We start from the raw sequence: 24,555 nt of genomic DNA, 5'->3' as shown, positions 1-24,555 counted from the left end.
ACCTACCCGGCGCGCCGGAAGGCGAGCACACGGTTGCGGCCGCCGCGCTTGGCGCCGTAAAGCGCTTTGTCGGCGGCGCTGAGCACCTTGTCGAATTTGGTGCCGCCCTCGCTGCCGAAGGCGTAGCCGGCGCTGACCGTGCAGGAGAGCAGGCGGGTCTCGGTATCGATCCGGCGCATGGCAAAACTGGCCCGGATGCGCTCGGCTATGAATTCCACCTTTTCAGGCAAGGTGCGATCGAGCACCAATGCAAATTCCTCTCCGCCCATGCGCGCGGCGACATCGCCTGGCTGGAGATTGGCGGTCAAATCCTTGGCGAACAGTTTCAGCACCTCATCGCCGGTGGCATGGCCGAACTCGTCATTGATGGCCTTGAAGCCGTCGAGATCGAACACGATCACGGCGGTGAAGGACCGGACCGGTGTTTTGCCGTGAAGGTCGAACAAAGCGCGCCGGTTGAGCAGTCCGGTCAGCGGATCGGTCAGCGCTTCGCGGCGATGATGCTGCGCCAGGCGTCCCTGGTTGAGCGCCAGCGAGAGCGCGCCGATGCCGGTCATGCAGGCGATGACGACGATGAGGCTGAAATCCTCGGCCCAGTTGCTCGGCGCATGGCCAAGCACCAGCCTGCCATCCCAGACAAGTGCACCGGAGCACAGCACGAAGGAAATTGCGGTGGCGGTGTAGAGCCCTGCAATGCCGAGGATCGGGGCCGGGAATTCCGTACGACCCTTCCAGTATTCATAGGCCGTCGCAAACAAAAGCAGCGCGGCGAAGGCATTCTCCAGCATGAAGCCCAGCCCTTCATAGCCAAGCGCCATCGGCGGCAAGGCGACTGCCAGCGAGACGCCGGCGCCGACAGCTATGCGCGGCAATGGCGAGCGGCCGGTCGTGAACTGATGGGCCGCGCCCAGCATGGTCGCGAAGCCGAGCAGCAGGAACGTGAAGCTGGCGAGGCCGAGCAGGCGTCCGGGCGCGTCGATATAGGCCTGGTAGGCGAAGACGTCGGCGACGATCAGAAGCACGCTGACCGCCCAGGTCAGCAGGAATTTTTCCGAGCGCGCGGTAAGCCAAATGCCGAACAGCGTCAGGCCGAGGCAAGCGGCGGAAAACCCGACAGCCAACAGAAGGGAACTGTAGTCGAGCGACATGCCCTCGTCCTTGCGCGCGGCGGCCGGCCTCTAGAAAGGACCCGCACCGGATTTATGCAGGAAGGAGGTAATCGATAAGGTTACGATGCGCATAAGCTATCACGCTTCGGTTGATCGTAGCAATTCTGGGTTGAAACCCTTTTCAAGGGAAAGCGCTACGCGGATTTCCGGGAAAACCGGTCCGCACTTTTCCTGGAATTGCTCCTAATGCATGTCGCCCAGAAGTGTGCCGCGGTTCTGGGACAACGGCTTGCATCAAGACAAAGACTTAAATCGCGACGTACGAATCCGGTTCAGCGCGACGCGCTTTAACCGATCAGCTCACCCGCTTCATCAGCGCCATGGCGCCGAACGGCGCGCGCACCTTGCCCTCGGTGATGAAGTAGACGAACACGTCGCGCGGTTTCACCGGCGCGTCGAAAGTCGGATCGGCGCGCCGCAGATCTGCCGGCTGCTTGCCTTGCGCCCAGGTCTTCACCCGCGCTGCCCATTCGTCCAGGCCCTTCGGCGTATAGCAATCCGGATTGTCGTCGCTGCCGGTCTGCAGCCGCGCATAGATAAAATCGCCGGTGATGTCGGCGATACCAGGATATTTGGCATGGTCGGCATAGACGATCGCCGCCTTGTATTTGCGCGCCAGGCTCACAAATTCCGGCACGCTGAAACTGTCGTTGCGCACTTCCAGCGCATGGCGCAGCGCGACGCCATCCTGCTTTTCCGGCAGCAGCTTCAGGAAGGCCTCGAAATCGTCGGCGTCGAACTTTTTCGTCGGCGCGAACTGCCACAGGATCGGGCCCAGCTTGTCGCCCAGCGCGGCAATGCCGGAGCCGAGGAAGCGCGTCATGGACTCGCCGGCTTCGCCAAGCACGCGCCGGTTGGTGACGAAGCGATTGCCCTTCACCGAATAGACGAAACCGTCCGGCGCCTCGCCAGCCCATTTGACGAAGGTCGGCTCCTTGAAGCTGGAATAGTAGGTGCCGTTGACCTCGATGCTCGGCACCTGGCGGCTGGCATAGTGCAGCTGCTTGGCCTTGGGCAATTTGTCCGGGTAGAAAGACGTATCCCAAGGCTCAAAAGTCCAGCCGCCCATGCCGGCGCGGATTGTTCCTTGGCTGGTCATCGTCTTCCTCCCAGTTCTAAAAATGCGGTCAGGCTAGTTTCCAACCGGTTTGATCATGTCGACCACGGTCCATCCGGGACGGTGGGGATTGGCTCGGCGGCCGGTTTCGTGGAAGCCATAGGCCGTATAGATCTCGATGTTCCGCTCCATGCGCGAATTGGTGTAGAGCCGCACCTCCGGCACACCCCATAGCCGCGCCTGTTCCTGGGCGAAGTCGAGCAGCGCGGTGCCGAGTTTCCTGCCCTGGAAAGCGGGGGAGACCGCGACGCTGAAGATCATCGCATGATCGGGATGGCGCTCAATAATGATCAGCCCGGCGAGTTCCGCGCCGCTCTCCAAGAGCCAGACCTCGCCACGCTCGATGCGTGGCGCATAGTCCTCGGTGACTGGGAGCGGCGGCGCGCCTAACAAGGGCGTGTAGTGCTCATAGGCGGTCTGCGTCAGCGAGACGACTGCGTCGAGATCACCGGCAAGCGCCTGTCGGACTGTCATTCAAAGCTCTCCAGGCGCCCGACCGGTCTGTCAGTTACTCCGCCGCTTCGCGCTTGCCTCCGGGCCGCCGCTCCAAAAGCTCCTTCAGGAACTGGCCGGTGTAGCTGCGCTTTTCGCGCACGATGGCTTCCGGTGTGCCCTGTGCCACCAGTTCGCCACCGCCATCGCCGCCTTCGGGGCCGAGGTCGAGCACCCAGTCGGCGGTCTTGATGACTTCGAGATTGTGCTCGATGACCACCACCGTGTTGCCCTGGTCGACCAGTTCGTGAAGCACTTCCAGCAACTTGGCGACGTCGTGGAAGTGCAGGCCGGTGGTCGGCTCGTCGAGGATGTAGAGCGTCTTGCCGGTCGCCTTGCGCGACAATTCCTTGGCGAGCTTGATGCGCTGCGCCTCGCCGCCCGACAGCGTCGTCGCCTGCTGGCCGATATGGATGTAGCCGAGGCCGACCTGCTTCAGCGTGTCGAGCTTGTCGCGCACGCCGGGCACGGCGGCAAAGAAATCGACACCTTCCTCGACCGTCATGTCCAGGACGTCCGCGATCGACTTGCCCTTGAACACGACATCCAGCGTCTCGCGGTTATAGCGCTTGCCATGGCAGACGTCGCACGTGACGTAGACGTCGGGCAGGAAGTGCATCTCGATCTTGATGACGCCGTCGCCCTGGCAGGCCTCGCAGCGGCCGCCCTTGACGTTGAAGGAGAAGCGGCCCGGCTGATAGCCGCGGGCCTTGGCCTCGGGCAGGCCGGCGAACCAGTCGCGGATCGGTGTGAAGGCGCCGGTGTAGGTGGCCGGGTTCGAACGCGGTGTGCGGCCGATCGGCGACTGGTCGATGTCGATGACCTTGTCGAGGAATTCGAGGCCCTCGATGCGGTCGTGATCGGCCGGATGCTCGCGCGAGCCCATGATGCGGCGCGACGCCGCCTTGAACAAAGTCTCGATCAGGAAGGTCGACTTGCCGCCGCCCGACACGCCGGTGACGGCGGTGAAAGTGCCGAGCGGGATTTCGGCAGTGACGTTCTTCAGATTGTTGCCGCGCGCGCCGACGATCTTCAGCCGGCGGTTCTTCTTGGCTTCGCGCCGGACACCAGGTGTCGCCACTTCAAGCGCGCCCGACAGATATTTGCCGGTGATCGAATTCGGGTTGGCCATCACCTGCTGCGGCGTGCCCTGGGCGATGATCTCGCCGCCATGGATGCCGGCGGCCGGGCCCATGTCGACGACATAGTCGGCATGCAGGATGGCGTCCTCGTCATGCTCGACGACGATCACCGTGTTGCCGATGTCGCGCAAATGCTTCAGCGTGTCGAGCAGGCGGGCATTATCGCGCTGGTGCAGGCCGATCGACGGCTCGTCCAGCACATAGAGCACGCCGGTGAGGCCGGAGCCGATCTGCGACGCCAGACGAATGCGCTGGCTCTCGCCGCCCGACAGCGTGCCGGAATTGCGCGACAGCGTCAGATAGTCGAGGCCGACATCGTTGAGGAAGCGCAGGCGGTCACGGATTTCCTTGAGAACGCGCACCGCGATCTCGTTCTGCTGGTCGTTGAGATGTGGCGGGAGTTCGGTGAACCACTGGTCGGCCTTGCGGATCGACAGCTCTGTGACTTCGCCGATATGCTTGCCGGCGATCTTCACCGCCAGCGCTTCCGGCTTCAGCCGGTATCCCTTGCAGACCGGGCAGGGCGTCGCCGACATGAAGCGCTCGATCTCCTCGCGCATCCAGGCGGATTCGGTTTCCTTCCACCGCCGTTCGAGATTGGGAATGACGCCCTCGAACGTCTTGGTGGTCTTGTAGGAGCGCAGGCCGTCATCATATTGGAAGGTGACCTCGCGCTCGCCGGTGCCGCGCAGGACGGCTTCCTTGGCCTCTTCGGTCAGGTCTTTGAACTTGTCGCCGAGCTTGAAGCCGTATGCCTTGCCCAGCGCTTCCAGCGTCTGCGCATAATAGGGCGAGGTCGATTTCGCCCACGGGCTGACGGCGCCGTCGCGCAGCGACACGTTTTCGTCCGGCACGATCAGGCTGGCGTCGATGGCGCGCTGATTGCCGAGGCCGTCGCAGGTCGGGCAGGCGCCGAACGGGTTGTTGAACGAGAACAGCCTGGGCTCGATCTCCGGAATGGTGAAGCCGGAAACCGGGCAGGCGAATTTTTCCGAGAACAGGATGCGCTCATGCGTCTCGTTCTTCGATTTGTTGACCGAGTCCTCGCCGGTCTGGCTGGCGTCGAGCGGCCGGTCGGCGAACTCGGCCACCGCCAGCCCTTCGGCGAGCTTCAGCGCCGTTTCGATGGAATCGGCAAGCCGTGTCGCCAGGTCGCCGCGCACGACGATGCGGTCGACGACGACGTCGATGTCGTGCTTGTACTTCTTGTCCAACGCCGGCACATCGGCGATCTCATAGAAGACGCCGTCGACCTTGACGCGCTGAAAGCCCTTCTTCTGCAGCTCCAGCAGTTCCTTTCGATACTCGCCCTTGCGGCCGCGCACGATCGGCGCCAGCAGGAAAAGGCGCGTGCCTTCCTCGACCGCTAGCACCCGGTCGACCATCTGCGAAACCGTCTGGCTCTCGATCGGCAGGCCGGTGGCCGGCGAATAGGGGATGCCGACGCGCGCAAACAGCAGGCGCATATAGTCGTAGATCTCGGTGACGGTGCCGACTGTCGAGCGCGGGTTCTTAGACGTGGTCTTCTGCTCGATGGAGATGGCCGGTGATAGGCCGTCGATCTGGTCGACATCCGGCTTCTGCATCATTTCGAGGAACTGGCGCGCATAGGCCGACAGGCTCTCGACGTAACGGCGCTGGCCCTCGGCATAGATGGTGTCGAAAGCAAGCGACGATTTGCCGGAGCCCGACAGGCCGGTCATGACGATCAGGCTGTCACGCGGCAGGTCGAGATCGACATTCTTCAGGTTGTGTTCGCGTGCCCCGCGAATGGAAAGGTATTTATGGTCGGCCATCGCCGGTCGCCGCCTCAGGTCTGGTGTCAGTGGGATCGGCGGGTTTTCCCGGCCATTCCCTATGTAGGTATTTTTGCCGCCACGTCGAGAGACGCCACACTTCTCGACCAAAGCCGTTTAACCGTCTTTCGAGCGAAGGGGCAAGCGGAAAGAACAAAGGCCGAACACGCTCCTGACAAAGCTGTGCAGAAACTGACAAGGGTGTTTCAGAAACTGACCCTGACGTAAGCTCCCGGCGATCACATTTTCCGTAACCGGCTATTCAAGGTTGACGCCGTCAAATCAGGGGCGCACTCTGCCGGAGTCAACGGAGCCGGCCGTCTTTGATGGCCTCGCCGCCCATAGCGGCCTGCGAGACGCCGCAGGTTTTTGCGATTTGTGCTTCGGATTGACACCAGTCGCAACGGACATAGGAGCGGAGCATGACGCCACCGGATAGTCCCTTGAGGCTCCACCTGCTAGTGGAGCCGCGGCGGGCATAAGTGCCAGGTAGTTTCAAGGCATTGGAGTGTATGCGTCCAAACGAACGCATCGCGTCAGTCCAACAAACCACCAGACAAACCGTGACCTGCCGAATCCCACAAAAATCAGAGACGGCTAGTCGGATCGTCGGCTGAATGCCGCGAAGCATCCGAAATCAAAGTCGGTATAACACTACCGGCAGTTTGGATTTGGAATCCAAAAAAAGCCCCGACCGTTAGCGGAAGCAACGGCGGGGCTGTTCTTTTGCGAGGAAGTCGTCGGCGCAGGCTTTCTCTCCCGTATAGTAGCTGGGAGAAGGGGCTACCGGCGCGGCGGCTTGATCCCACCCGTGCCGACATCGACAGTGATGCTGCCGGAAATCCTGACATCGGTGTCGCCGATCTTGAACGTGCCGTTCTCGCCGGCAGGCAGCGCGTCGTCCGGGTCCGGCTGCGGCGCGGGCTTGGCGATGCGGTAGTCGCCGGCCACGCCGGGCAGGGCGCCTTTCCACGACGTGCTGGTGCTGCCCCCGGCAAAGGCCATGCTCGATGTCGCCGCCGTGATGGCAATGGCTATGGTCAGTCTGTTCAGGTGGTAGCGCATGGCAAGACTATAGTGCCGCGCTCAAGGCGAGGCCAGACCAGCGGCGTTGAAATTGAGGGAACACCGGCCTGCATTCAATCCGCCGATCAGGCCGCTGCCTGCTTGCGGGTGTCGAAGACGTGGTCGACGAGGCCCCAGTCCATGGCCTCCTTCGCGGTCATGAAGAAATCGCGGTCGAGCGTGCGTTCGACCTCTTCGTGGGTGCGGCCGCAATGGTGAGCGTAGAGGTCGGCCATGTGCCGCTTGGTGCGCAAAATGCCTTCGGCGTGACGCTGGATGTCGGAGGCCTGGCCCTGGAAGCCGCCCAAAGGCTGATGCAGCACGATGCTGGCATTGGGCAGCGCGATGCGCCGCCCCGGCGTTCCCGCCATCAGCAGGAAGGAGGCCATCGACGCGGCAAAGCCCATGCACACGGTCGACACCGGGCAGCTGACATATTGCATCGTGTCGTAGATGGCGAAGCCGCTGGTAACCACGCCGCCCGGAGAGTTGATGTAGAGCGAGATCTCCTTGTCGGGATTGTCCGATTCCAGCGACAGAAGCTGGGCGCAGACCAGCGCCGACATGCCGTCATTGATCTCGCCATTGACGAAGATGATGCGCTCGCGCAGCAGCCGCGAGAAAATGTCGAAGGCACGTTCGCCGCGGCTCGATTGCTCGATCACCATCGGCACCAGATTGGCAAAGCCGCTCATCTCATTGTCTCCGTTTTGATTTTTCCGGGTCAGGCAGCGCGCAGCAACAGGCGCGGCGCGTTGGCTGCGACTGGCGGCTTGGGCTTATATGCGTGCAGCGAGAGCAGGCAGCCGGCGCCGGCCATCGCAACCGCAGGCGTCAGGACAAACCCGTCATGGACGATGCGCAGATGCGTGCCGCCGGAAACGGTGCGGGCGAGTGTGAAGGTGACGATGCTCTCCAGCTCCTCGCGGTCGGCGTCGCCGGAACGCTCGCGCCAGGAATAGCGCAGCAGGCGCCCCGGTTCGGCATCGAGCACTTCGCACTCGATCGGCTTCTCAGGCCCGGCAAAGGCAAAGCGGCTGCCGGTTTCCGGCTTGATGTCGTTCGGCATCATCCATTCCGCCAAGAGGTCCGGCACGGTCAGTGCCCGCCACACTTTTTCCGGTGCGTCCGGCAGATCGCATTCGAAGGCGAGGGCATCTTTGGCGGTCTGCGTCTGCTTTTCGTCGGTCATTGGTCCATGTCCTTCAAAACGGCCTTCAGTCTTTCGATGCGCTCCGGCCAGAATGCGCGGTAGCGTTCGATCCAGCCGAGCAGCGGCTCGAGCCCTTGCGGATCGGCGCGATAGTAGGCGTTGCGGCCGGCGCGTCTTTCGCTGACCAGGCCTGCGCCGCGCAGCACGGCAAGGTGCTGCGACACCGCCGGCTGCGACACGCTCATGCCAGTGCGCAACTCCGACACGCTCATCTCGCCGGCGGTCAGCCGCTCGTAGACGGCGCGTCGCGTCGGGTCGGCCAGGGCGCGAAAAATCTCTGCTTCGATCATGGCAAAAGCATAAGTCGATACTTATCGATTTGGCAAGGGGTGTTTTGAATGCCCGTATTGATTGGATCCTGCCGGGCCTCTAAGCCGTGGGGAACAAGATGGGCCGATCATCGCGAGGCAGGAGTAGTATTTATGAATTCCAACGTCGATCTTTCGTCCGCCGAGAACCTCAACGAGGCTCTGAGGCTCTATCGCCGCCTCGTACTCGGTATAGGAGCGATCGCCGTCATCGGTTTCGTGGCCGTGATCTTGTTGGCCAAGCTGGGTACGGCGCTATCGCCGCCACACGGGATTTACATCTTCGGCGAAGGATTGGGGACCTGGGGCCTGATCGCGGTGGTAGCGGCGCTCGTCGCTCAGGTGTGGTGGCACGGGCGCGCGATCGGGAAATTGCTGAATGACCCGGCTCTGAAATCTGAACCTGCAGTCGGGCTGATGTCGGCGCCAACCGTGATCGCACAGCGCGCCCATGGCATGGGCATGGAGTGGAGCGGCTTTTTCGGTCCGTTGCGGCCAGCTAAAAAACGGCGCTGACGACACCGCTTCTCGCCCCTGCGTGTCAGCTAAATCCACGCGCCCGCGTCGGCGATTGCTGCCATTCCTTGACAATCCGTGGTTAACAGTATAGGAACGAAAAGGGAACAAAAACCTTGTGGGAAAAGCCAGCCGCGGCAAGCCAGGATTGTGCGCGGCCTGTAAGGTGAACGACTTGAAATTTGTTTCGGATGAGCACGGAGAAGTGTCATGGCGGGTAGCGTCAACAAGGTCATTCTGGTCGGTAACCTCGGCGCGGACCCTGAAATCCGCCGCCTGAATTCCGGTGATCCGGTCGTCAACATCCGCATCGCCACGTCGGAAAGCTGGCGCGACAAGAACTCCGGCGAGCGCAAGGAAAAGACCGAATGGCACAACGTGGTCATTTTCAATGACCAGATCGCCAAGGTCGCCGAGCAGTACCTGAAGAAGGGCATGAAGGTTTACGTCGAAGGCCAGCTGCAGACACGCAAATGGCAAGACCAGACCGGCGCCGACAAGTACACGACCGAAGTCGTGCTGCAGAAATTCCGCGGCGAGCTGCAGATGCTCGATTCTCGCGGCGAGGGCGGCGGTCAGGTCGGCAACTATGCCGGCGGCGGCGGCGCGAGCCGTGGCTCGGATTTCGGCCAGTCTGGCCCCAATGAGAGCTTCAACCGCGGCGGCAATAGCGGTGGCGGCGGTTCCAAGGGCGGCGGTGGCGGCGGCTCGTCGCGCGAACTGGACGACGAAATCCCGTTCTGAGCTGACGGTAGTCAGCGATATCTGAGGAGAGGGCGCGATGTCGCTCGGACCGCTTCTATCGGCGCGCCCTCCCATTCCATGGCACGCCTTCGCGGCCCTTGCCGCGCTGGCCATTGGCGCTACGCAACTGGCGCTGCCGAAAGGCACGACGCGTCATCGTGTCGTCGGCTATACCTGGGCGGCGCTGATGCTGGTCGTCGCCATCTCCAGTTTCTGGATCCAGCAGATACGCCTCGTCGGTCCGTTCAGCCCGATCCATCTCTTGTCGATTTTAGTGTTGATCGCCGTGCCGCTGGCGGTCTGGCACGCGCATATGCATCGGGTCGCGAAACATCGCAGGGTCATGATATCGCTGTATGTTTTCGCCCTGATCGGCGCCGGCGTGTTCACGCTGCTGCCGGGGCGGATCATGCACACGGTCGTCTTCGGCCAGTGACGCTTTCTGAAACGAAGATTGCCGTGAAAGCACGGATTAAATGGGTCGAGGAGCGCACCTTCGTCGGCGAGTCCGGCAGCGGCCACAAACTGGTGCTGGGGACCGCCCCCGGGCCGGAAGGCAAGACGCCAGGTCCGAGCCCGATGGAGCTGGTGCTGATCGGCACCGGCGGCTGCTCGGCCTATGATGTCGTCCACATCCTCGAAAAAGGCCGCGAGGCGATCGAGGACTGTGTTGTAGAACTCGACGCCGACCGGGCCGAAACCGACCCCAAAGTCTTCACCCGCATCCACATGCATTTCATCGTCACGGGCCACGCGCTGTCGCGCGACAAGGTCCAGCGCGCCATCAACCTGTCGATCGAGAAATACTGCTCGGCCTCGGCCATGCTGGCCAAGACGGCTGTCATCACCCACGATTTCGAGGTCGTCGATACGGCGGTGGAGTAGGGAGCAGGGAGCAGGGAGCAGGGAGCAGGGAGCAGGGAGCAGGGGCTGCCGTTCACCCCGCCATCAGCGCCTTGATCCCATCCGCGACGAACTGAACCGCAAGCGCGGCCAGGATGACGCCGAGCAGGCGGGTGAGGATCGAGCGGCCGGTCTGGCCGAGGATGCGGTCGATGCGCTCCGACAGCACGAACACCAGATAGGTGATGGCAAGGCAGACGAAGATGATGCCGACCAGCGCCGCTTGTGCTGCAAAACCCTGAAAAGAGCCCGACAGTAGCACAGTCGCCGAAATCGCACCGGGGCCGGCGATCAGCGGGATCGCCAGCGGGAAGGCCGCGATGTTGTGGATCATGTCCTTGGTGATGGCGACGTCGCCGATCTTCTCCTTGCGGTCCTGGCGGCGCTCAAACACCATTTCGAACGCGATGAAGAACAGCAAAAACCCGCCGGCGACGCGGAAAGCCGGCAACGTGATGCCGAACACCGACAGGATGGACGCCCCGGCCACCGCAAACAGCGCCATCACCAGGAAGCCGATGATCGAGGCGCGCACCGAAACCTGCTGACGTTCCTCGCGGTTCATGCCGCGTGTCACCGCGAGGAAGAGCGGCGCGAGACCTGGCGGGTCGATGGTCACCAGAATGGTGACGAAGGCGTTGAACAGGCTGTCGAAACTCGGCATCGCTGACCCCTCCCGCCGGGCCGGACCCCTGCGCCACGATAGTGGTAGAGCAAAGCCTGGCCGGTGGGAACCGTCTGAGATGCCGATACCGGAGACGCCGGCTATGTTAGGCGGCAGCGTTGCAATAGGCCTCCAGGCGATAGCCGTCGGGATCGACGATGAAGGCAGCGTAATAGTCCTCGCCATAGTCGGCGCGCAGGCCCGGCGCGCCATTGTCGCTGCCGCCTGCACGCAAGGCGGCGGCATGGAAGGCGACGACACTCTGCCTCGTCGGCGCGGCAAAGCAGAAATGCAGACCGGACTTCTCGTCCGATGGCACTGGCCGCTCCGCGTCGTTCACCCACAGCGCGACGGCTTGCGCACCATAACCCAGTGAGCCTGGCGACTGGCTGAGGCAGGAATAACCGAGCGGCTTTAGCGCGGCATCGTAGAAGGGCTTCGAAACGTTGGTGTCGCGGACGCCGATCGAGACATGGTCAAGCATGTTGTTTCACCTTTTTTGCAATATGTTGCGTCATCAGTCCTGGGTGACGCGGCGCGCCAGGAACTCGACTTCGAGACGCCATGTCTTGCCATCGTCGTGCGAACGCTCGCCGAGCCAGCGGAAGCTGTCTTTCGTGATGCGCGAAAAGCTCCAGCGGACCGAGGAACCAGTGCCGTCGGCGCCGACCTGCACAATCGTGTCGCCTTCGGCGCGACCAAGCTGGCGGCTGTAGTATTGGTTGCGCGGGTCGCTCCAGAAGATGTGCCAGGCATCCGAGCCGGGATCATAGGCCCGCAGCGTTGTGCCATAGAAAGTCCATTTGCCGAGAGAAGGCGAGGGGCCGGCATCCCGCGCGGGCAGGATCCATACATCCTGGATCGCCCTGCCTTCCAGGACCCAGCCGAAATGCACCTCGCCGCGTCCGGTGAGAACCGTGCCGTCCTCGAGATGGCGCGTGGCATCGAATGTCCAGGCGCCGACGAAGCGGCCGTAGAGATCAAGCTTGTCAGCCAGACCGGGGTTGGGGCCGTCGCTGTGGAGCGCTTCGGCAAAGGAGGATGTACCGATCATACTTGCTGCCTTCGTTGTGTCAGGAGGCTGCAAGCGATAGGCCCCGGCAGGGTGTCGCGCTTGGCAAAAATTGCTATCTTTCAAGCCATGACGACGAGCGAACAAAACCTGGCATCGGGGCAGGGCTGGCATGTGTCCGACGTGCTGTGCACGGCCGGCGCCGGCGACCGCCCGTTCGAGGAGGCGCACGACACCTTCTGCGTTGCCGCTGTCACCAGCGGCACCTTCCGCTACCGCACCAGGCAAGGCGCCGCCATGCTGGCGCCGGGCGCAATCCTGCTCGGCAATGTCGGCGCCTGCTATGAATGCGGGCATGAGCATGGCGCCGGCGACCGTTGCCTGTCCTTCCACTTCGCTCCGGCCTATCTCGACCGCATCGCCAGCGACGTGCCCGGCGCGAGCAAGCTCGCCTTCGGCGTGCCGCATATGCCGCCTTTGCCGGCGCTCGCATCGCTGCTGGCCGAGGCGGAAGCGGCGCGCGAGATGGTCGACATCGACGCCTTTGAAGAGCTTGGCCTGCGAATTGCCGGTGCAGCACTGGCAGTTGCCGGCGCAGCACTGCCCGTCGCCAGCGATGCGGTGCCTGGCCTTCGACCGCCGAGCCGCCGCGACCAGAAACGGGTTGCCGAGGCGGTGCGGCAGATCGAGCTCAATGCCGGCAGGCCGGTCTCGCTTTCCGAGCTTGCCTGCGCGACGGCGACCAGCCCGTATCATTTCCTTCGCACCTTCCGGCAGGTCGCCGGCATGACGCCCTATCAGTTTCTGCTGAGAACCCGGCTGCACCGCGCGGCGGTGCGGCTGCGCATGTCAGGCGATGCCATCTCGGCAATCGCCTTCGAGGCCGGTTTCAACGATTTGTCGACGTTCAACCGCCGTTTCCGGCGCGTCATGGGTGAGACGCCTGGCCACTATCGCGCCCGGCGGGTGGCTACCCGCTGACGCGTCTGTCTGCCTCCAGATACGCTCTTGGCTTGGAAAACTGTCCTTCGCAGGCTTTTGCCCCTGGCGGCGGCGAATGCGTTATGGCCAAATCGTCGCAATCAGAGGTATCCATTTGAATTTACCACTGAAATCCTCATTGGAAAAGCACCACGAATATTGGAGTTTCGGCCGTGCTTCCTATATAAGCGGTCAGTGATTCCTGATTAGATTGTGATCCGATTTGACCGACCAAAAACCCCCGCGCGGCGCCGACGGCGGCCCTACCGGCATCGAGCCCATCTCCATCATCGAGGAGATGCAGAGCTCCTACCTCTCTTATGCCATGAGCGTCATCGTCAGCCGTGCGCTGCCCGATGTACGCGACGGCCTGAAGCCGGTTCACCGCCGCATTCTCTATGCGGCGCATGAGAGCGGTTACCACTGGAACCGCAAATATGTGAAGTCGGCCCGCCCGGTCGCCGACGTGATGGGTAAATACCATCCGCATGGCGACGCCTCGATCTACGACGCCTTGGTGCGCATGGCGCAGGACTGGTCGCTGCGCGTTCCGCTGATCGACGGGCAGGGTAATTTCGGCTCCATCGACGGCGATCCGCCGGCGGCGATGCGCTACACCGAATCGCGGCTGACCAAGGTCGCGCATGAACTCTTGGAGGACATCGACAAGGAAACCGTCGATTTCCAGGAGACTTATGACGCATCCGACACCGAACCGAAGGTGCTGCCGGCCCGCTTCCCCAATCTTCTGGTCAATGGTTCCGGCGGCATCGCCGTCGGCATGGCCACCAACATCCCGCCGCACAATCTGGCCGAGATCTGCAACGGCGCCATCGCCATCATCGACAATCCGGCGATCGATTTGCCGGCGCTGATGGAGATCATTCCGGGTCCCGATTTCCCGACCGGCGGCATCGTGCTCGGCCGTTCCGGCATCTACAGCGCCTATGCGACTGGCCGTGGCTCCATCGTCATGCGCGGCAAGGTCAATGTCGAACAGCGCGGAAACGACCGTGAATCGATCATCATCACGGAAGTCCCGTACCAGGTGAACAAGGCCTCGATGATTGAGAAAATGGCCGAGCTGGTGCGCGACAAGCGCATCGAAGGCATTTCCGACATTCGCGACGAAAGCGACCGCCAGGGCTACCGCGTCGTCATCGAGCTGAAGCGCGACGCTGTCGCCGACGTCATTCTCAACCAGCTTTACCGCTTCACGCCGCTGCAGACCTCCTTTGGCGCCAATATGGTGGCGCTGAACGGCGGCAAGCCGGAAGTGATGAACCTGACCGACATGCTGAAGGCGTTTGTCAGCTTCCGCGAAGAGGTGATTAGCCGGCGCACGAAATTCCTGCTGCGCAAGGCGCGCGACCGCGCCCACGTGCTGGTCGGCCTCGCCATCGCCGTCGCCAACATCGACGAAGTGATCAAGCTGATCCGCACCGCGCCCGATCCGCAGACGGCGCGCGAGCAGTTGATGGAGCGGCGCTGGCCCTCCGGGGACGTGGAGTCATTGATTCTGCTTATCGACGATCCGCGCCATCGCATCAATGAGGATGGCACCTACAACCTCTCCGAGGAACAGGCGCGCGCAATCCTCGAACTGCGCCTGCAGCGCCTGACCGCGCTCGGCCGTGACGAAATCGCCGACGAGCTGAACACCATCGGCGACGAGATCAAGGATTACCTCGATATTCTGTCGTCCCGCGCCCGCATCCAGCAGATCGTCAAGGACGAGCTTGCCGCCGTGCGCGACGAGTTCGGCACGCCGCGCCGCACCGAGCTCACCGACGGCGGCGCCGACATGGAAGACGAGGATCTGATCCAGCGCGAGGACATGGTCGTCACCGTCAGCCATTCCGGCTACATCAAGCGCGTGCCGCTGTCGCTCTACCGGGCGCAACGCCGCGGCGGCAAGGGCCGCTCCGGCATGTCGACCAAGGAAGAGGATTTCGTCACCCGGCTGTTCGTCGCCAACACGCATACGCCGGTGCTGTTCTTCTCCTCGCGCGGCATCGTCTACAAGGAAAAGGTCTGGCGGCTGCCAATCGGCAATCCGCAGTCGCGCGGCAAGGCGCTGATCAACATGCTGCCGCTGGAGCAGGGCGAGCGCATCACCACCATCATGCCGCTGCCCGAGGACGAGACCAGCTGGGGCGAACTCGACGTCATGTTCGCCACCACGCGCGGCACCGTGCGCCGTAACAAGCTGTCCGAATTCGTCCAGGTCAACCGCAATGGCAAGATCGCCATGAAGCTGGAGGAGGAGGGCGACGAGATTCTCGGCGTCGAGACCTGCACAGACAATGACGATGTGCTTTTGACCGCCAGTTCCGGCCAGTGCATCCGCTTCCGCGTTGGCGATGTGCGCGTCTTCCAGAGCCGCAATTCGGTCGGCGTGCGCGGCATAAGCATGGCCGAGACCGACCGCATCATCTCCATGTCGGTGATCGAGCATGTCGATGCTTCGCCGGCGGAACGCTCCGCCTACCTCAAGCGGGCAGCACTGGAGCGGCGGCTTGCCGCCGAGGTGACCGGCGAGGAAGAAGAGATTGCACTCACCAATGAGGAGATTGGCGAGGAGACCGAGCTTTCCGACAGCCGTTACGAAGAGCTCAAGGCGCATGAGCAGTATGTGCTGACGGTGACCGAATATGGCTACGGCAAGCGCTCGTCATCCTACGATTTCCGCCTGACCGGACGCGGCGGCAAAGGCATCCGCGCCACCGACGTGTCGAAGGTGGCCGAGATCGGCCAGCTGGTGGCGACTTTCCCGGTCGGCAATGACGACCAGATCATGCTGGTTTCGGATGGCGGCACGGTCATCCGGGTGCCGGTCAACGGTATCCGTTTCGCCAGCCGCGCCACCAAGGGCGTGACCATCTTCAACACCGCCGAAGGCGAGAAGGTGGTTTCGGTCGAACGGATTTCGGAGCCGCAGGCCGACGAGGATGTCGAAGAGGGTGTCATTGAGGCCGGCGCCGGAGATGCCGTACCGGACAGCACCGAATAGGTTTGAGCAACAACGCCGGCCCGATGGGCCGGCGCAAACAAGAACTAGCAATAAATCAGGGGCGACGGTGGGGCCAGCGAGCGCCGAAACCTTCGAACCGCTTTGTGCGGACACGGACGCGCTCTGCCTCGCTATGCAATCCGAATGCGGTGGCGATCAGCATGGCGACGGTCATTGCGGTGGCGAGCATGTAGATCAGCATGTGCGTGTTCTCCTGCGCCTATCCAACGGTTAGATCGGGTTTTGGTTTCATTTTCCGAAGTGCAAACTAGCGAACGCGGCGTGAAGTCTTCGTGATCAAGGCATTCATCTGTCGTTCATGTCTGCGAAAAGGTTCACGCAGATGTTCCCAATCGCATTTGCCTTCCGCCCAATGCCCCGCTAGAAGCACCTCCCATGACCGATCGCATCGCCCTTTATGCCGGCTCCTTCGACCCGCTGACCAACGGCCATCTCGATGTCCTGAAGGCATCGCTGGCTGTCGCCGACACGGTTTATGCGGCGATCGGCACCCACCCCGGCAAGACGCCGCTGTTTTCCTTCGACGAACGGGTGAAGCTGATCGAGGCCGCGACCAAGGCCGAATTTGGCCGCGACGGCGACCGTATCAAGGTCGTCGCCTTTGACGGGCTGGTCATCGACGCGGCCCGCAAGCATGGCGCCTCGATCATGATCCGCGGCCTGCGCGACGGCACCGATCTCGATTACGAGATGCAGATGGCTGGCATGAACGAGACCATGGCGCCGGAACTGCAGACGGTTTTTCTGCCCGCCAGCCCATCGGTACGCACCATTACTGCCACACTTGTGCGCCAGATAGCCTCGATGGGCGGAGACATCCGTCCCTTCGTACCGGCCGCCGTTGCCGGTGCGCTCACCGCCAAATTCGCGAAATAGTGCATGTCGCCCCAAAGTGGATGCCGGTTTTTGGGGCAACGACATGCACCCTAACAAAGACCTTCGGAGATCCCTTATGCAGCTGAAAAAGCTCGCCTCGTTCCTCGTCGTGCTTGCCGGTCTCGTGACCGCATCCGTTTCGGCCTTCGCCGCCGAACCGGAAAACACCATGGTCATCACCTTGAAGAACGGCGACGTCACCATCGCGCTACGCCCCGACCTGGCACCCAAGCATGTCGCGCAGATCAAGAAGCTGGTGCGTGAAGGCGCTTATAACGATGTCGCATTCCACCGGGTCATCAACGGCTTTATGGCGCAGACCGGCGACGTCAAGTTCGGCAACATGAAGAAGGGGTTCAGCCCCGAGGCCGTCGGCACTGGCGGTTCAGACCTGCCCGATCTGCCGGCCGAATTCTCGCAGAGCGAACATTTCAAGCGCGGCACGCTCGGCATGGCCCGCTCGCAGGACCCGAACTCCGCCAATTCGCAGTTCTTCATCATGTTCGCGCCGGCGCCGAACCTCGATGGCCAGTACACCATCGTTGGCAGTGTCGTCAGCGGCATGGAGCTGGTGGACAAGATCAAGAAGGGCGACGAGGCCGACAACGGCACGGTCAGCGACCCCGACCGCATGATCAAGGTACGCATCGCCGCCGACAAGTAAACCAATCAAATCAATCTGTTTTCTGAGATAAAGGATATACGACATGGCTGAGATCAAGGACCGCGAGAACGCGCTCATCCTGGAAACGACCAAGGGCAAGGTCGTCATCGAACTGTTCCCCGATTTGGCTCCCGGCCACGTCGCCCGCATCAAGGAACTGGCCCGCGAAGGCGCCTATGACGGCGTGGTCTTCCACCGCGTCATCGAAGGCTTCATGGCGCAGACCGGCGACGTGAAGTTCGGCAATTCGTCGAAGCCGACCTTCGCGCCTTCGCGTGCGGGCATGGGCGGCTCGGAAAAGCCGGACCTGAAGGCTGAGTTCTCCAACGCCAACCATGGCCGCGGCACCTGCTCGATGGCCCGTTCGCAGAACCCGAACTCGGCCAATTCGCAGTTCTTCATCTGCTTCGACGATGCCGCTTTCCTCAACCGCCAGTACACGGTCTGGGGCCAGGTCATCGAAGGCATGGACAATGTCGACAAGATCAAGCGCGGCGAGCCGGTGGTCGATCCCGACAAGATCGTGTCGCTGAAGGTCGCGGCCGACGTCAAGTAAGGACAAACGACGATGATGGGCGTGGTCTGGTCGCTGCTCGGCATCCTGTCAGGCGCCTTCATCGCCGTCCAGGCGCCGATCAACTCGCAGCTGGCGCGCGGCCTGGGGCTCCCGGTCGCGGCTGCTGCGTTTTCGTTCCTGTCAGGCGCGATCGTGCTTGGTATCATCTCCATTGCCGTTGTGCGGCTGCAGGACATCTCGCTCGACTGGAAGGCGCCGGCGCCTTGGCTGTTCATCGCCGGCGGCATGCTCGGCGGTTTCTATGTTACCCTGTCAACCATTCTTACGCCGCGCATTGGTGCAGCCGCGTTGATGGCGTTCCTGGTTGCCGGCCAGTTGCTGGCCGGCATGCTGATCGATCGCGTCGGCTTTCTCGGCGTGGCGGTGCGCGAGATTTCGCTCGGCCGCATCGCCGGCGCGGTGCTGCTGTTGGCCGGAGCGCTGCTCGTCCGGCTCTACTGATGCGCGTCGATCTCTTCGACTTCGACCTGCCGGAGGAGCGCATCGCGCTGCGCCCGGCCGAGCCGCGCGACAGCGCCAGAATGCTGGTGGTCAGGCCAGGCGAAGACTTTGCGGACCGCGCGGTGCGCGACCTTCCGTCCTTGCTCAGAACGGGCGACGTGCTGGTCTTCAACGACACCAAGGTCATTCCTGCCCAGTTGAGAGGCATCAGGCGGCGCGGCGAAGCGCAGGCGCAGGTCGACGCCACGCTGCATATGCGCATGGCGCCGGACCGCTGGCTGGCCTTCATGCGGCCGGGCAAGCGCATCGCCGCCGGCGACCGCATCCATTTCGGCCATGACGGCAATTCCTGTTTCCTCGGCCAGCTCGACGCCACAGTGATCGAGAAGGGCGATGCCGGCGAGGTGCTGCTCGGTTTCGACCTGTCGGGGCCGTTTCTCGACGAGGCGCTGCATGCCGTCGGCCACATCCCGCTGCCGCCCTATATCGCCTCCAAGCGCGACGACGACGCGCGCGACCTGACGGATTACCAGACAATCTATGCCAAGGAGGAGGGCGCAGTCGCTGCCCCCACCGCAGGCCTGCATTTCACGCCGGAGCTGTTTGCCGCGCTGGATGCAAAAGGCATCGAACGCCGCTTCGTGACCTTGCATGTCGGCGCCGGCACCTTCCTGCCGGTCAAGGCGGACGACACCGCTCACCACAAGATGCATGCCGAGACCGGCTCGGTCAGCGAAGCAACAGCCGACGCTCTGAATGGCGCCAAGGCGCGGGGCGGGCGCATCATCGCTGTCGGCACCACCTCGCTGCGCTTGCTGGAGAGCGCGGCACGGCCTGATGGCTCGCTGACCGCCTGGTCCGGCCCGACCGACATCTTCATCACGCCGGGCTATCGGTTCAAGACCGCCGACCTGCTGATGACCAATTTCCATCTCCCGCGTTCGACGCTGTTCATGCTGGTTTCGGCCTTCAGCGGCCTAGATACGATGCGTGCGGCCTATGCTCATGCCATCGGGAACAATTACAGGTTCTATTCCTACGGAGATGCAAGCCTGCTTTATCGAGCGGAGATGAGCGATGGACGATGACCTGCAGGCCTTTGATCGCGAAAGCCTGATCGCCGAAGTGAAGAAATTGCGTGCCGGCATTCGCCAGCATCGAGATTCTACCGGCCATGATTTATGCTGGCATCATCCCAACCTGTGGGACCTGCTGCCGGAAAAGACCGATCCATCGATTGCCGTGCCGCCATGGCCGAAATTCATGCGCGGCTGCATCCAATACCGCCAGTCGCTCGACAGGCAGGCGCCAGGCGCGCCTGTCCATGACAAGGAATTCAATGGCTGAGACATTCACCTTCAAGATCCTCGCCACCGACGGCAAGGCGCGGCGCGGTTCCATCACCATGCCGCGCGGCGAAATCCGCACGCCGGCCTTCATGCCGGTCGGCACCGGCGGCACGGTCAAGGCCATGTATATGGACCAGGTGCGCGGCGTCGGCGCCGACATCATCCTGGGCAATACCTATCATCTTATGCTGCGGCCAGGCGCCGAGCGCGTGGCGCGGCTTGGTGGCTTGCATGAATTCGCCCGCTGGCCGCAGCCGATCCTGACCGACAGTGGCGGTTTTCAGGTCATGTCGCTGTCGAAGCTCAGAAAATTGACCGAGAAGGGCGTCACCTTTCGCTCGCACATTGACGGCGCTGCCTACGAGATGTCGCCGGAGCGCTCGATCGAGATCCAGGGCCTGCTCGATTCCGACATCCAGATGCAGCTCGACGAATGCACAGCGCTGCCGGCCGACCTCAAGCAGATCGAGCGCGCGATGGAGCTGTCGCTGCGCTGGGCCGAGCGCTGCAAGACAGCGTTCGGCGATCAGCCCGGCAAGGGGATGTTCGGCATCGTCCAGGGTGGCGACAACGCAGCTCTCAGGGTGCGTTCGGCGCAGGCGCTGAGCGCGATGGAGCTGAAGGGCTATGCGGTCGGCGGCCTGGCCGTCGGCGAACCGCAAGCGGTGATGCTGGATATGCTGGAGATCACCTGTCCGGAATTGCCTGACAACAAGCCTCGATATCTCATGGGCGTCGGCACGCCGGACGACATCGTGAAATCGGTGGCGCGCGGCATCGACATGTTCGACTGCGTGATGCCGACCCGCGCCGGCCGCCATGGCCTGGCCTATACCAGGCGCGGCAAGGTCAATCTCAGGAATGCCCGCCATGCGGACGATCCGCGGCCGCTGGACGAGGAGAGTGACTGCCCGGCGGCACGCGACTATTCACGCGCCTATCTGCATCATCTCGTGCGCTCGCAGGAGGCGCTGGGCGCGATGCTTCTGACCTGGAACAACCTGTCTTACTATCAGAAGCTGATGCAGGAGATTCGCGCCGCGATCGAGGCAAAGGCCTTCGAGGCGCGCACATCAGACATTTCAGAGGGATGGGCGAGGGGCGATATTCCGGTGCTATAAGCACATCTAGGTGCTGAGCGAATTCGCTGCGCGCAAGCTGCAGCCGGTGATTTGAAAGCTGCCGTCGGGCTGCTGTTCCAGCGTGTAGACCGCCTCATAGTCCTTGCCGTCGGGCCCAACGATCAGCACTTGCTGGATTAGCGAAGTTGGCCCCATCTGCTCGACCTTGCCGAAGGAATAGCTCTGCGGCTGGCGCACCGGCGGATAGCCGTTGGTCACCATGTTCATGAAGGTGTCGACGGTCGGAAAGATGCGCTTCACATTTGGAGCGGCGAAACTGTACGCCTTGGCGCCATCATTGGCGATGAGCGCCTTCAACTGACCATCGATGACGGCCTGGCCGGCCTTGACTTCGGCGTCGCCGGCAAGGGCTGCCGACACGAACAACGCGAACAGCAATGAAACGACTGCGAATGCGGTGCGGCGCATGGCCTGTCTCCATTGTCCCCCAACAAAACCTGTCCCGGGACGCATCATACCATACGCTTTGCGGAGCCTCACGGTTTCAGCAACCGCAATATTCGCCACGCAAGTGCCACATGATCATGCTTAAGCCTCCTTTAACGCGGGGCGCGCATCGTAGGGACGGGTGGGGACCCGTTCGCGCAACCAGGGGACAACCATGTTCAAGCAGCCGATCGACCGGCGCCTTTTGCTGAAGGGCGCGGCAAGCCTCGCAGTTTTGGCTCCCTTGCCCGCCCGGGCAAGCACTGGGCCGACCGTCACGGAAGTCGCCTTCGATCCCGCCATTCCAGCGCTCGGCAACCCCGATGGCGACGTCACCATCGCCGAATTCGTCGACTATCAGTGCCCGATCTGCAAGCTCGTCTTCGTCGAGCTGAAGAAGTTGATGGAAGAGGACAACGGCGTCCGGCTTGTGATGAAGGACTGGCCGATCTTCGGCGACGTGTCGCGCGACGCGGCGCGGGTGACGCTGCTGAGCGGCGAACACTATGGCGCGGCGGTCGATGCGCTGATGACCAACCAGCGCGGCCTTTCGGAACGCCGCACCAACGACATCCTTTCTTCCGTCGGTGTCGATGTGGCGATGGTGCGTGCCGACCTCGCCATCCGTGAACCCGACATCGACGCTGCCCTTGTCCGCACCGAAGTCCAGGCGACGGCGTTCAAGCTGCGCGGCACGCCAGCCCTGGTCATCGGCGGCAACTTGTATCGGCGCGGCATGCCGGTGTCCGAACTGAGACAAGCCGTCGCCAAGGCGCGCTCGGCCTGATGCTTGAAAGCCGGGCGGCAGTCTGCCACAAGGGCCGCTTGTGTGCTGAAGCTTGATCGGGACCGGCAATGAAGACGTTTTTCATGCAGATAAAGTGCGATCTGGGCAAGTCCTACGAGGTCGCCAGCGCGCTCGCCGATGCCGAAATCGCCTCGGAAATCTACTCGACCGCCGGCAATTACGACCTGCTTGCCAAATTCTACGTCGACGACGAGGAAGATGTCGGCCACTTCGTCAACGAGAAGGTGCAGATTATTCCCGGAATCAAGGACACCTTCACGGTCGTCACTTTCCGCGCTTTCTAAAGCAATTCCAGGAAAAGTGTGAAGCGGTTTTCCGTCCGGAATTGCGTCGAAGCAAAAAGCCATAGCAGTTCACCGTTTCCATGAAACGGTGAACTGCTATGGCCGCATCAGGCACTTGCCCGGCGACAAGGCAGAGCCTGATTAAGGTCCTGTTCCGACTGCCCGAATTTTGGGCAGTCGGAACATACTGATCGCCGATATCCTCCAAATCACCGATTGCGCTTGATTTTCTCCCGCGACGCCAGTGAAATGGCGTCACAGGGGAGTATGCGATTGGCAGCGTTCGATGAAATGCTTCCGGAAGTTTCCGGGCTGAGACAACCGTATACGGCTTACGACCGCTGGCTGAAGGAGCAGGATCCGGCCAGGCTTACCGAAAAGATGCAGGACGCCGAGCGCGTCTTCCGCAAGACCGGCATTACCTTCGCCGTCTATGGCGAGCAGGAAGCCTCCGAGCGGCTGATCCCCTTCGACATCGTGCCGCGCATCATCTCCGGCAATGAATGGCGAAGGCTGACGCAGGGCATCGAACAGCGCGTGCAGGCGCTGAACGCTTTCCTCGACGACATTTACCACCGCCAGGAAATCCTGCGCGCCGGCCGCGTGCCGAGGGAGCTGATCGCCAGGAACGAGGCGTTCCTGCCGGAAATGATCGGAGTGCGGCCACCGGCCGGCGTCTACACCCACATTATCGGCGTCGATATCGTCCGCATCTCGGAGAACGAGTTCTACGTGCTGGAGGACAATGCGCGCACGCCGTCGGGGGTCTCCTACATGCTGGAGAACCGCGAGACGATGATGCAGCTCTTTCCCGAGCTGTTCCAGCGGATCAAGGTGCGGCCGGTGGAGAATTATCCGCAATTGCTGCGCCAGTCGCTGGCGGCAGTGCGGCCGCAAAGCACCAAGGGCGCACCGACCATTGCCGTGCTGACGCCGGGCAGCTTCAACTCCGCCTATTTCGAACATGCCTTCCTCGCCGACCAGATGGGCGTGCAGTTGGTCGAAGGCCAGGATCTGCGCGTTGTAGACGGCCACGTCGCCATGCGCACGACCGAAGGCTACAAGCAGATCGACGTGCTTTACCGGCGCGTCGACGATTCCTTCCTCGATCCGCTGACCTTCCGGCCGGACTCGGCCCTTGGCGTGCCCGGCATCATGGACGTCTACCGCGCCGGCAACATCACCATCGCCAACGCGCCGGGAACCGGCATCGCCGACGACAAGGCGATTTATTCCTACATGCCCGACATCGTCGAGTTCTACACCGGCCGCAAGGCCATCCTCGGCAACATCCCGACCTGGCGCTGCTCGGAGCCCGACAGCCTGAAATACGTGCTCGAACACATCCATGAGCTGGTCATCAAGGAAGTGCACGGCTCCGGCGGCTACGGCATGCTGGTCGGCCCGGCTGCGACCAAGAAGGAATGCCAGGATTTCGCCAAGAAGCTGCAGGCGAAGCCCTCCAACTACATCGCCCAGCCGACGCTGGCGCTGTCGACTTGCCCGATCCTGACCGAAAAAGGCCTGTCGCCGCGCCATGTCGATCTCAGGCCCTATGTTCTGGTCTCCGACCGAATCCAGATCGTTCCCGGCGGCTTGACGCGGGTGGCGCTGAAGGAGGGGTCGTTGGTCGTGAATTCCTCGCAAGGCGGCGGCACGAAGGATACGTGGGTGTTGGACGATTAGGTAGGGAATAGGGCAGTAGGCAGTAGGCGGTAGGCGGTAGGCAGTAGGCAGTAGGCAGTAGGGAGTAGGCAGTAGGGAGTAGGCAGTAGGCAGTCGGCAGTAGGCAGTAGTGGGGCTGGCTCGTTGGGGCTGGGCGGGGCCCGGGG

At 62.5% G+C, this 24,555-nt stretch carries 29 protein-coding genes; 16 read left to right on the top strand and 13 right to left on the bottom strand.

Annotated elements, in window-relative coordinates; genetic code table 11:
- Nucleotides 1–2: 2 nt before the first annotated feature.
- From NKI06_RS01555 to NKI06_RS01520, 8 genes are all read right to left on the bottom strand, one after another.
- Nucleotides 3–1,148 (bottom strand): GGDEF domain-containing protein, encoded by a 1,146-nt coding sequence (locus tag NKI06_RS01555; protein ID WP_352983659.1) that lies wholly within the window; start codon nucleotides 1,146–1,148, stop codon nucleotides 3–5.
- Between the two features lie 316 nt (nucleotides 1,149–1,464).
- Nucleotides 1,465–2,268 (bottom strand): DUF72 domain-containing protein, encoded by an 804-nt coding sequence (locus NKI06_RS01550; protein ID WP_352983656.1) that lies wholly within the window; start codon nucleotides 2,266–2,268, stop codon nucleotides 1,465–1,467.
- 33 nt (nucleotides 2,269–2,301) lie between these two features.
- Nucleotides 2,302–2,760 (bottom strand): GNAT family N-acetyltransferase, encoded by a 459-nt coding sequence (locus tag NKI06_RS01545; protein ID WP_352983654.1) that lies wholly within the window; start codon nucleotides 2,758–2,760, stop codon nucleotides 2,302–2,304.
- Nucleotides 2,761–2,794: 34 nt separating this feature from the next.
- Entirely contained in the window at nucleotides 2,795–5,716 is a 2,922-nt protein-coding gene (uvrA, locus tag NKI06_RS01540) for an excinuclease ABC subunit UvrA (protein WP_023746153.1), read from the bottom strand.
- Between the two features lie 783 nt (nucleotides 5,717–6,499).
- Entirely contained in the window at nucleotides 6,500–6,721 is a 222-nt protein-coding gene (locus tag NKI06_RS01535) for a hypothetical protein (protein ID WP_245260866.1), read from the bottom strand.
- Nucleotides 6,722–6,867: 146 nt separating this feature from the next.
- Nucleotides 6,868–7,476 (bottom strand): ATP-dependent Clp protease proteolytic subunit, encoded by a 609-nt coding sequence (locus NKI06_RS01530; RefSeq protein WP_352983652.1) that lies wholly within the window; start codon nucleotides 7,474–7,476, stop codon nucleotides 6,868–6,870.
- Between the two features lie 29 nt (nucleotides 7,477–7,505).
- Nucleotides 7,506–7,973 (bottom strand): SRPBCC family protein, encoded by a 468-nt coding sequence (locus NKI06_RS01525; protein ID WP_352518811.1) that lies wholly within the window; start codon nucleotides 7,971–7,973, stop codon nucleotides 7,506–7,508.
- Nucleotides 7,970–8,284: an ArsR/SmtB family transcription factor gene (locus NKI06_RS01520; protein WP_352518810.1), complete on the bottom strand. Its 315-nt coding sequence runs from the start codon at nucleotides 8,282–8,284 to the stop codon at nucleotides 7,970–7,972. Before NKI06_RS01520 ends, NKI06_RS01525 begins: the two co-directional genes overlap by 4 nt.
- A 132-nt stretch (nucleotides 8,285–8,416) precedes the next feature.
- Here NKI06_RS01520 and NKI06_RS01515 point away from each other — a divergent pair, with 132 nt between their 5' ends.
- The 4 genes from NKI06_RS01515 to NKI06_RS01500 all read left to right on the top strand — a co-directional run bounded on the left by NKI06_RS01515 (nucleotide 8,417) and on the right by NKI06_RS01500 (nucleotide 10,447).
- Nucleotides 8,417–8,818 (top strand): hypothetical protein, encoded by a 402-nt coding sequence (locus tag NKI06_RS01515; RefSeq protein ID WP_023706189.1) that lies wholly within the window; start codon nucleotides 8,417–8,419, stop codon nucleotides 8,816–8,818.
- Between the two features lie 210 nt (nucleotides 8,819–9,028).
- The gene (ssb, locus tag NKI06_RS01510) at nucleotides 9,029–9,562 is read left to right on the top strand and encodes a single-stranded DNA-binding protein (RefSeq protein WP_023670946.1); all 534 of its coding nucleotides are present in this window, start codon (nucleotides 9,029–9,031) and stop codon (nucleotides 9,560–9,562) included.
- A gap of 37 nt (nucleotides 9,563–9,599) precedes the next feature.
- Entirely contained in the window at nucleotides 9,600–9,998 is a 399-nt protein-coding gene (locus tag NKI06_RS01505; RefSeq protein WP_023752202.1) for a DUF2306 domain-containing protein, read from the top strand.
- A gap of 23 nt (nucleotides 9,999–10,021) precedes the next feature.
- The gene (locus tag NKI06_RS01500; protein ID WP_023706191.1) at nucleotides 10,022–10,447 is read left to right on the top strand and encodes an OsmC family protein; all 426 of its coding nucleotides are present in this window, start codon (nucleotides 10,022–10,024) and stop codon (nucleotides 10,445–10,447) included.
- A gap of 52 nt (nucleotides 10,448–10,499) precedes the next feature.
- On the opposite strand, the gene NKI06_RS01495 is transcribed toward NKI06_RS01500, so the two are convergent.
- The 3 genes from NKI06_RS01495 to NKI06_RS01485 all read right to left on the bottom strand — a co-directional run bounded on the left by NKI06_RS01495 (nucleotide 10,500) and on the right by NKI06_RS01485 (nucleotide 12,183).
- The gene (locus tag NKI06_RS01495; protein ID WP_023670949.1) at nucleotides 10,500–11,129 is read right to left on the bottom strand and encodes a MarC family protein; all 630 of its coding nucleotides are present in this window, start codon (nucleotides 11,127–11,129) and stop codon (nucleotides 10,500–10,502) included.
- A gap of 106 nt (nucleotides 11,130–11,235) precedes the next feature.
- The gene (locus NKI06_RS01490; RefSeq protein ID WP_023706192.1) at nucleotides 11,236–11,613 is read right to left on the bottom strand and encodes a VOC family protein; all 378 of its coding nucleotides are present in this window, start codon (nucleotides 11,611–11,613) and stop codon (nucleotides 11,236–11,238) included.
- A 33-nt stretch (nucleotides 11,614–11,646) separates the two neighbouring features.
- Complete coding sequence (locus NKI06_RS01485) at nucleotides 11,647–12,183, bottom strand: hypothetical protein (RefSeq protein ID WP_352983648.1); 537 nt, start codon at nucleotides 12,181–12,183, stop codon at nucleotides 11,647–11,649.
- 87 nt (nucleotides 12,184–12,270) lie between these two features.
- On the opposite strand from NKI06_RS01485, the gene NKI06_RS01480 reads away from it, so the two are divergent.
- Nucleotides 12,271–13,122, top strand: a complete 852-nt coding sequence (locus NKI06_RS01480; protein ID WP_352983840.1) for a helix-turn-helix transcriptional regulator — start codon at nucleotides 12,271–12,273, stop codon at nucleotides 13,120–13,122.
- 223 nt (nucleotides 13,123–13,345) lie between these two features.
- Nucleotides 13,346–16,135, top strand: a complete 2,790-nt coding sequence (gyrA, locus tag NKI06_RS01475) for a DNA gyrase subunit A (RefSeq protein ID WP_023696506.1) — start codon at nucleotides 13,346–13,348, stop codon at nucleotides 16,133–16,135.
- Nucleotides 16,136–16,190: 55 nt separating this feature from the next.
- On the opposite strand, the gene NKI06_RS01470 is transcribed toward gyrA, so the two are convergent.
- Nucleotides 16,191–16,337 (bottom strand): hypothetical protein, encoded by a 147-nt coding sequence (locus NKI06_RS01470; RefSeq protein ID WP_023670953.1) that lies wholly within the window; start codon nucleotides 16,335–16,337, stop codon nucleotides 16,191–16,193.
- 194 nt (nucleotides 16,338–16,531) lie between these two features.
- Between NKI06_RS01470 and coaD the strand changes: the two genes are divergently transcribed.
- The 7 genes from coaD (at nucleotide 16,532) to tgt (ending at nucleotide 21,184) form a co-directional block, all read left to right on the top strand.
- Nucleotides 16,532–17,032, top strand: a complete 501-nt coding sequence (gene coaD / locus NKI06_RS01465; RefSeq protein ID WP_023670954.1) for a pantetheine-phosphate adenylyltransferase — start codon at nucleotides 16,532–16,534, stop codon at nucleotides 17,030–17,032.
- A gap of 169 nt (nucleotides 17,033–17,201) precedes the next feature.
- Entirely contained in the window at nucleotides 17,202–17,696 is a 495-nt protein-coding gene (locus tag NKI06_RS01460; RefSeq protein WP_352983838.1) for a peptidylprolyl isomerase, read from the top strand.
- A 43-nt stretch (nucleotides 17,697–17,739) separates the two neighbouring features.
- The gene (locus NKI06_RS01455) at nucleotides 17,740–18,252 is read left to right on the top strand and encodes a peptidylprolyl isomerase (RefSeq protein WP_023696509.1); all 513 of its coding nucleotides are present in this window, start codon (nucleotides 17,740–17,742) and stop codon (nucleotides 18,250–18,252) included.
- A 12-nt stretch (nucleotides 18,253–18,264) separates the two neighbouring features.
- Complete coding sequence (locus tag NKI06_RS01450) at nucleotides 18,265–18,714, top strand: DMT family transporter (protein WP_023693398.1); 450 nt, start codon at nucleotides 18,265–18,267, stop codon at nucleotides 18,712–18,714.
- On the top strand, nucleotides 18,714–19,802 hold the full coding sequence (gene queA / locus NKI06_RS01445; protein WP_023746162.1) for a tRNA preQ1(34) S-adenosylmethionine ribosyltransferase-isomerase QueA: 1,089 nt from the start codon (nucleotides 18,714–18,716) through the stop codon (nucleotides 19,800–19,802). The genes NKI06_RS01450 and queA overlap by 1 nt, the downstream gene beginning before the upstream one ends.
- Entirely contained in the window at nucleotides 19,792–20,061 is a 270-nt protein-coding gene (locus NKI06_RS01440) for a hypothetical protein (RefSeq protein ID WP_023684641.1), read from the top strand. The genes queA and NKI06_RS01440 overlap by 11 nt, the downstream gene beginning before the upstream one ends.
- On the top strand, nucleotides 20,054–21,184 hold the full coding sequence (tgt, locus tag NKI06_RS01435; protein ID WP_352983646.1) for a tRNA guanosine(34) transglycosylase Tgt: 1,131 nt from the start codon (nucleotides 20,054–20,056) through the stop codon (nucleotides 21,182–21,184). Before NKI06_RS01440 ends, tgt begins: the two co-directional genes overlap by 8 nt.
- Before the next feature lie 6 nt (nucleotides 21,185–21,190).
- On the opposite strand, the gene NKI06_RS01430 is transcribed toward tgt, so the two are convergent.
- Nucleotides 21,191–21,613, bottom strand: a complete 423-nt coding sequence (locus NKI06_RS01430; protein WP_023684643.1) for a DUF4864 domain-containing protein — start codon at nucleotides 21,611–21,613, stop codon at nucleotides 21,191–21,193.
- Between the two features lie 193 nt (nucleotides 21,614–21,806).
- On the opposite strand from NKI06_RS01430, the gene NKI06_RS01425 reads away from it, so the two are divergent.
- The 3 genes from NKI06_RS01425 to NKI06_RS01415 all read left to right on the top strand — a co-directional run bounded on the left by NKI06_RS01425 (nucleotide 21,807) and on the right by NKI06_RS01415 (nucleotide 24,409).
- On the top strand, nucleotides 21,807–22,418 hold the full coding sequence (locus NKI06_RS01425) for a DsbA family protein (protein WP_352983643.1): 612 nt from the start codon (nucleotides 21,807–21,809) through the stop codon (nucleotides 22,416–22,418).
- 68 nt (nucleotides 22,419–22,486) lie between these two features.
- A complete protein-coding gene (locus NKI06_RS01420) occupies nucleotides 22,487–22,723 on the top strand; it encodes an Lrp/AsnC family transcriptional regulator (RefSeq protein ID WP_023670963.1) in 237 nt (78 codons plus the stop codon).
- A 273-nt stretch (nucleotides 22,724–22,996) separates the two neighbouring features.
- Complete coding sequence (locus NKI06_RS01415) at nucleotides 22,997–24,409, top strand: circularly permuted type 2 ATP-grasp protein (protein WP_352512606.1); 1,413 nt, start codon at nucleotides 22,997–22,999, stop codon at nucleotides 24,407–24,409.
- Nucleotides 24,410–24,555 lie beyond the last annotated feature (146 nt).

It is taken from the genome of Mesorhizobium sp. M0772, from assembly GCF_040320135.1.
Taxonomy (GTDB): Bacteria; Pseudomonadota; Alphaproteobacteria; order Rhizobiales; family Rhizobiaceae; genus Mesorhizobium.
Note: the sequence above shows the minus strand (reverse complement) of the source record. Positions and strands in the feature narration are given on the sequence as shown.

Coding starts and splice junctions, on each gene's coding strand:
- NKI06_RS01550 (WP_352983656.1), bottom strand. CDS start 2,268: ATGACCAGCCAAGGAACAATCCGCGCCGGCATGGGCGGCTGGACTTTT.
- NKI06_RS01490 (WP_023706192.1), bottom strand. CDS start 11,613: ATGCTTGACCATGTCTCGATCGGCGTCCGCGACACCAACGTTTCGAAG.
- NKI06_RS01555 (WP_352983659.1), bottom strand. CDS start 1,148: ATGTCGCTCGACTACAGTTCCCTTCTGTTGGCTGTCGGGTTTTCCGCC.
- NKI06_RS01525 (WP_352518811.1), bottom strand. CDS start 7,973: ATGACCGACGAAAAGCAGACGCAGACCGCCAAAGATGCCCTCGCCTTC.
- NKI06_RS01455 (WP_023696509.1), top strand. CDS start 17,740: ATGGCTGAGATCAAGGACCGCGAGAACGCGCTCATCCTGGAAACGACC.
- ssb (WP_023670946.1), top strand. CDS start 9,029: ATGGCGGGTAGCGTCAACAAGGTCATTCTGGTCGGTAACCTCGGCGCG.
- coaD (WP_023670954.1), top strand. CDS start 16,532: ATGACCGATCGCATCGCCCTTTATGCCGGCTCCTTCGACCCGCTGACC.
- NKI06_RS01460 (WP_352983838.1), top strand. CDS start 17,202: ATGGTCATCACCTTGAAGAACGGCGACGTCACCATCGCGCTACGCCCC.
- NKI06_RS01480 (WP_352983840.1), top strand. CDS start 12,271: ATGACGACGAGCGAACAAAACCTGGCATCGGGGCAGGGCTGGCATGTG.
- NKI06_RS01515 (WP_023706189.1), top strand. CDS start 8,417: ATGAATTCCAACGTCGATCTTTCGTCCGCCGAGAACCTCAACGAGGCT.
- NKI06_RS01495 (WP_023670949.1), bottom strand. CDS start 11,129: ATGCCGAGTTTCGACAGCCTGTTCAACGCCTTCGTCACCATTCTGGTG.
- NKI06_RS01535 (WP_245260866.1), bottom strand. CDS start 6,721: ATGGCCTTTGCCGGGGGCAGCACCAGCACGTCGTGGAAAGGCGCCCTG.
- NKI06_RS01430 (WP_023684643.1), bottom strand. CDS start 21,613: ATGCGCCGCACCGCATTCGCAGTCGTTTCATTGCTGTTCGCGTTGTTC.
- NKI06_RS01420 (WP_023670963.1), top strand. CDS start 22,487: ATGAAGACGTTTTTCATGCAGATAAAGTGCGATCTGGGCAAGTCCTAC.
- NKI06_RS01505 (WP_023752202.1), top strand. CDS start 9,600: ATGTCGCTCGGACCGCTTCTATCGGCGCGCCCTCCCATTCCATGGCAC.
- NKI06_RS01450 (WP_023693398.1), top strand. CDS start 18,265: ATGATGGGCGTGGTCTGGTCGCTGCTCGGCATCCTGTCAGGCGCCTTC.
- queA (WP_023746162.1), top strand. CDS start 18,714: ATGCGCGTCGATCTCTTCGACTTCGACCTGCCGGAGGAGCGCATCGCG.
- NKI06_RS01520 (WP_352518810.1), bottom strand. CDS start 8,284: ATGATCGAAGCAGAGATTTTTCGCGCCCTGGCCGACCCGACGCGACGC.
- NKI06_RS01425 (WP_352983643.1), top strand. CDS start 21,807: ATGTTCAAGCAGCCGATCGACCGGCGCCTTTTGCTGAAGGGCGCGGCA.
- tgt (WP_352983646.1), top strand. CDS start 20,054: ATGGCTGAGACATTCACCTTCAAGATCCTCGCCACCGACGGCAAGGCG.
- NKI06_RS01530 (WP_352983652.1), bottom strand. CDS start 7,476: ATGAGCGGCTTTGCCAATCTGGTGCCGATGGTGATCGAGCAATCGAGC.
- uvrA (WP_023746153.1), bottom strand. CDS start 5,716: ATGGCCGACCATAAATACCTTTCCATTCGCGGGGCACGCGAACACAAC.
- NKI06_RS01485 (WP_352983648.1), bottom strand. CDS start 12,183: ATGATCGGTACATCCTCCTTTGCCGAAGCGCTCCACAGCGACGGCCCC.
- NKI06_RS01440 (WP_023684641.1), top strand. CDS start 19,792: ATGGACGATGACCTGCAGGCCTTTGATCGCGAAAGCCTGATCGCCGAA.
- NKI06_RS01470 (WP_023670953.1), bottom strand. CDS start 16,337: ATGCTGATCTACATGCTCGCCACCGCAATGACCGTCGCCATGCTGATC.
- NKI06_RS01545 (WP_352983654.1), bottom strand. CDS start 2,760: ATGACAGTCCGACAGGCGCTTGCCGGTGATCTCGACGCAGTCGTCTCG.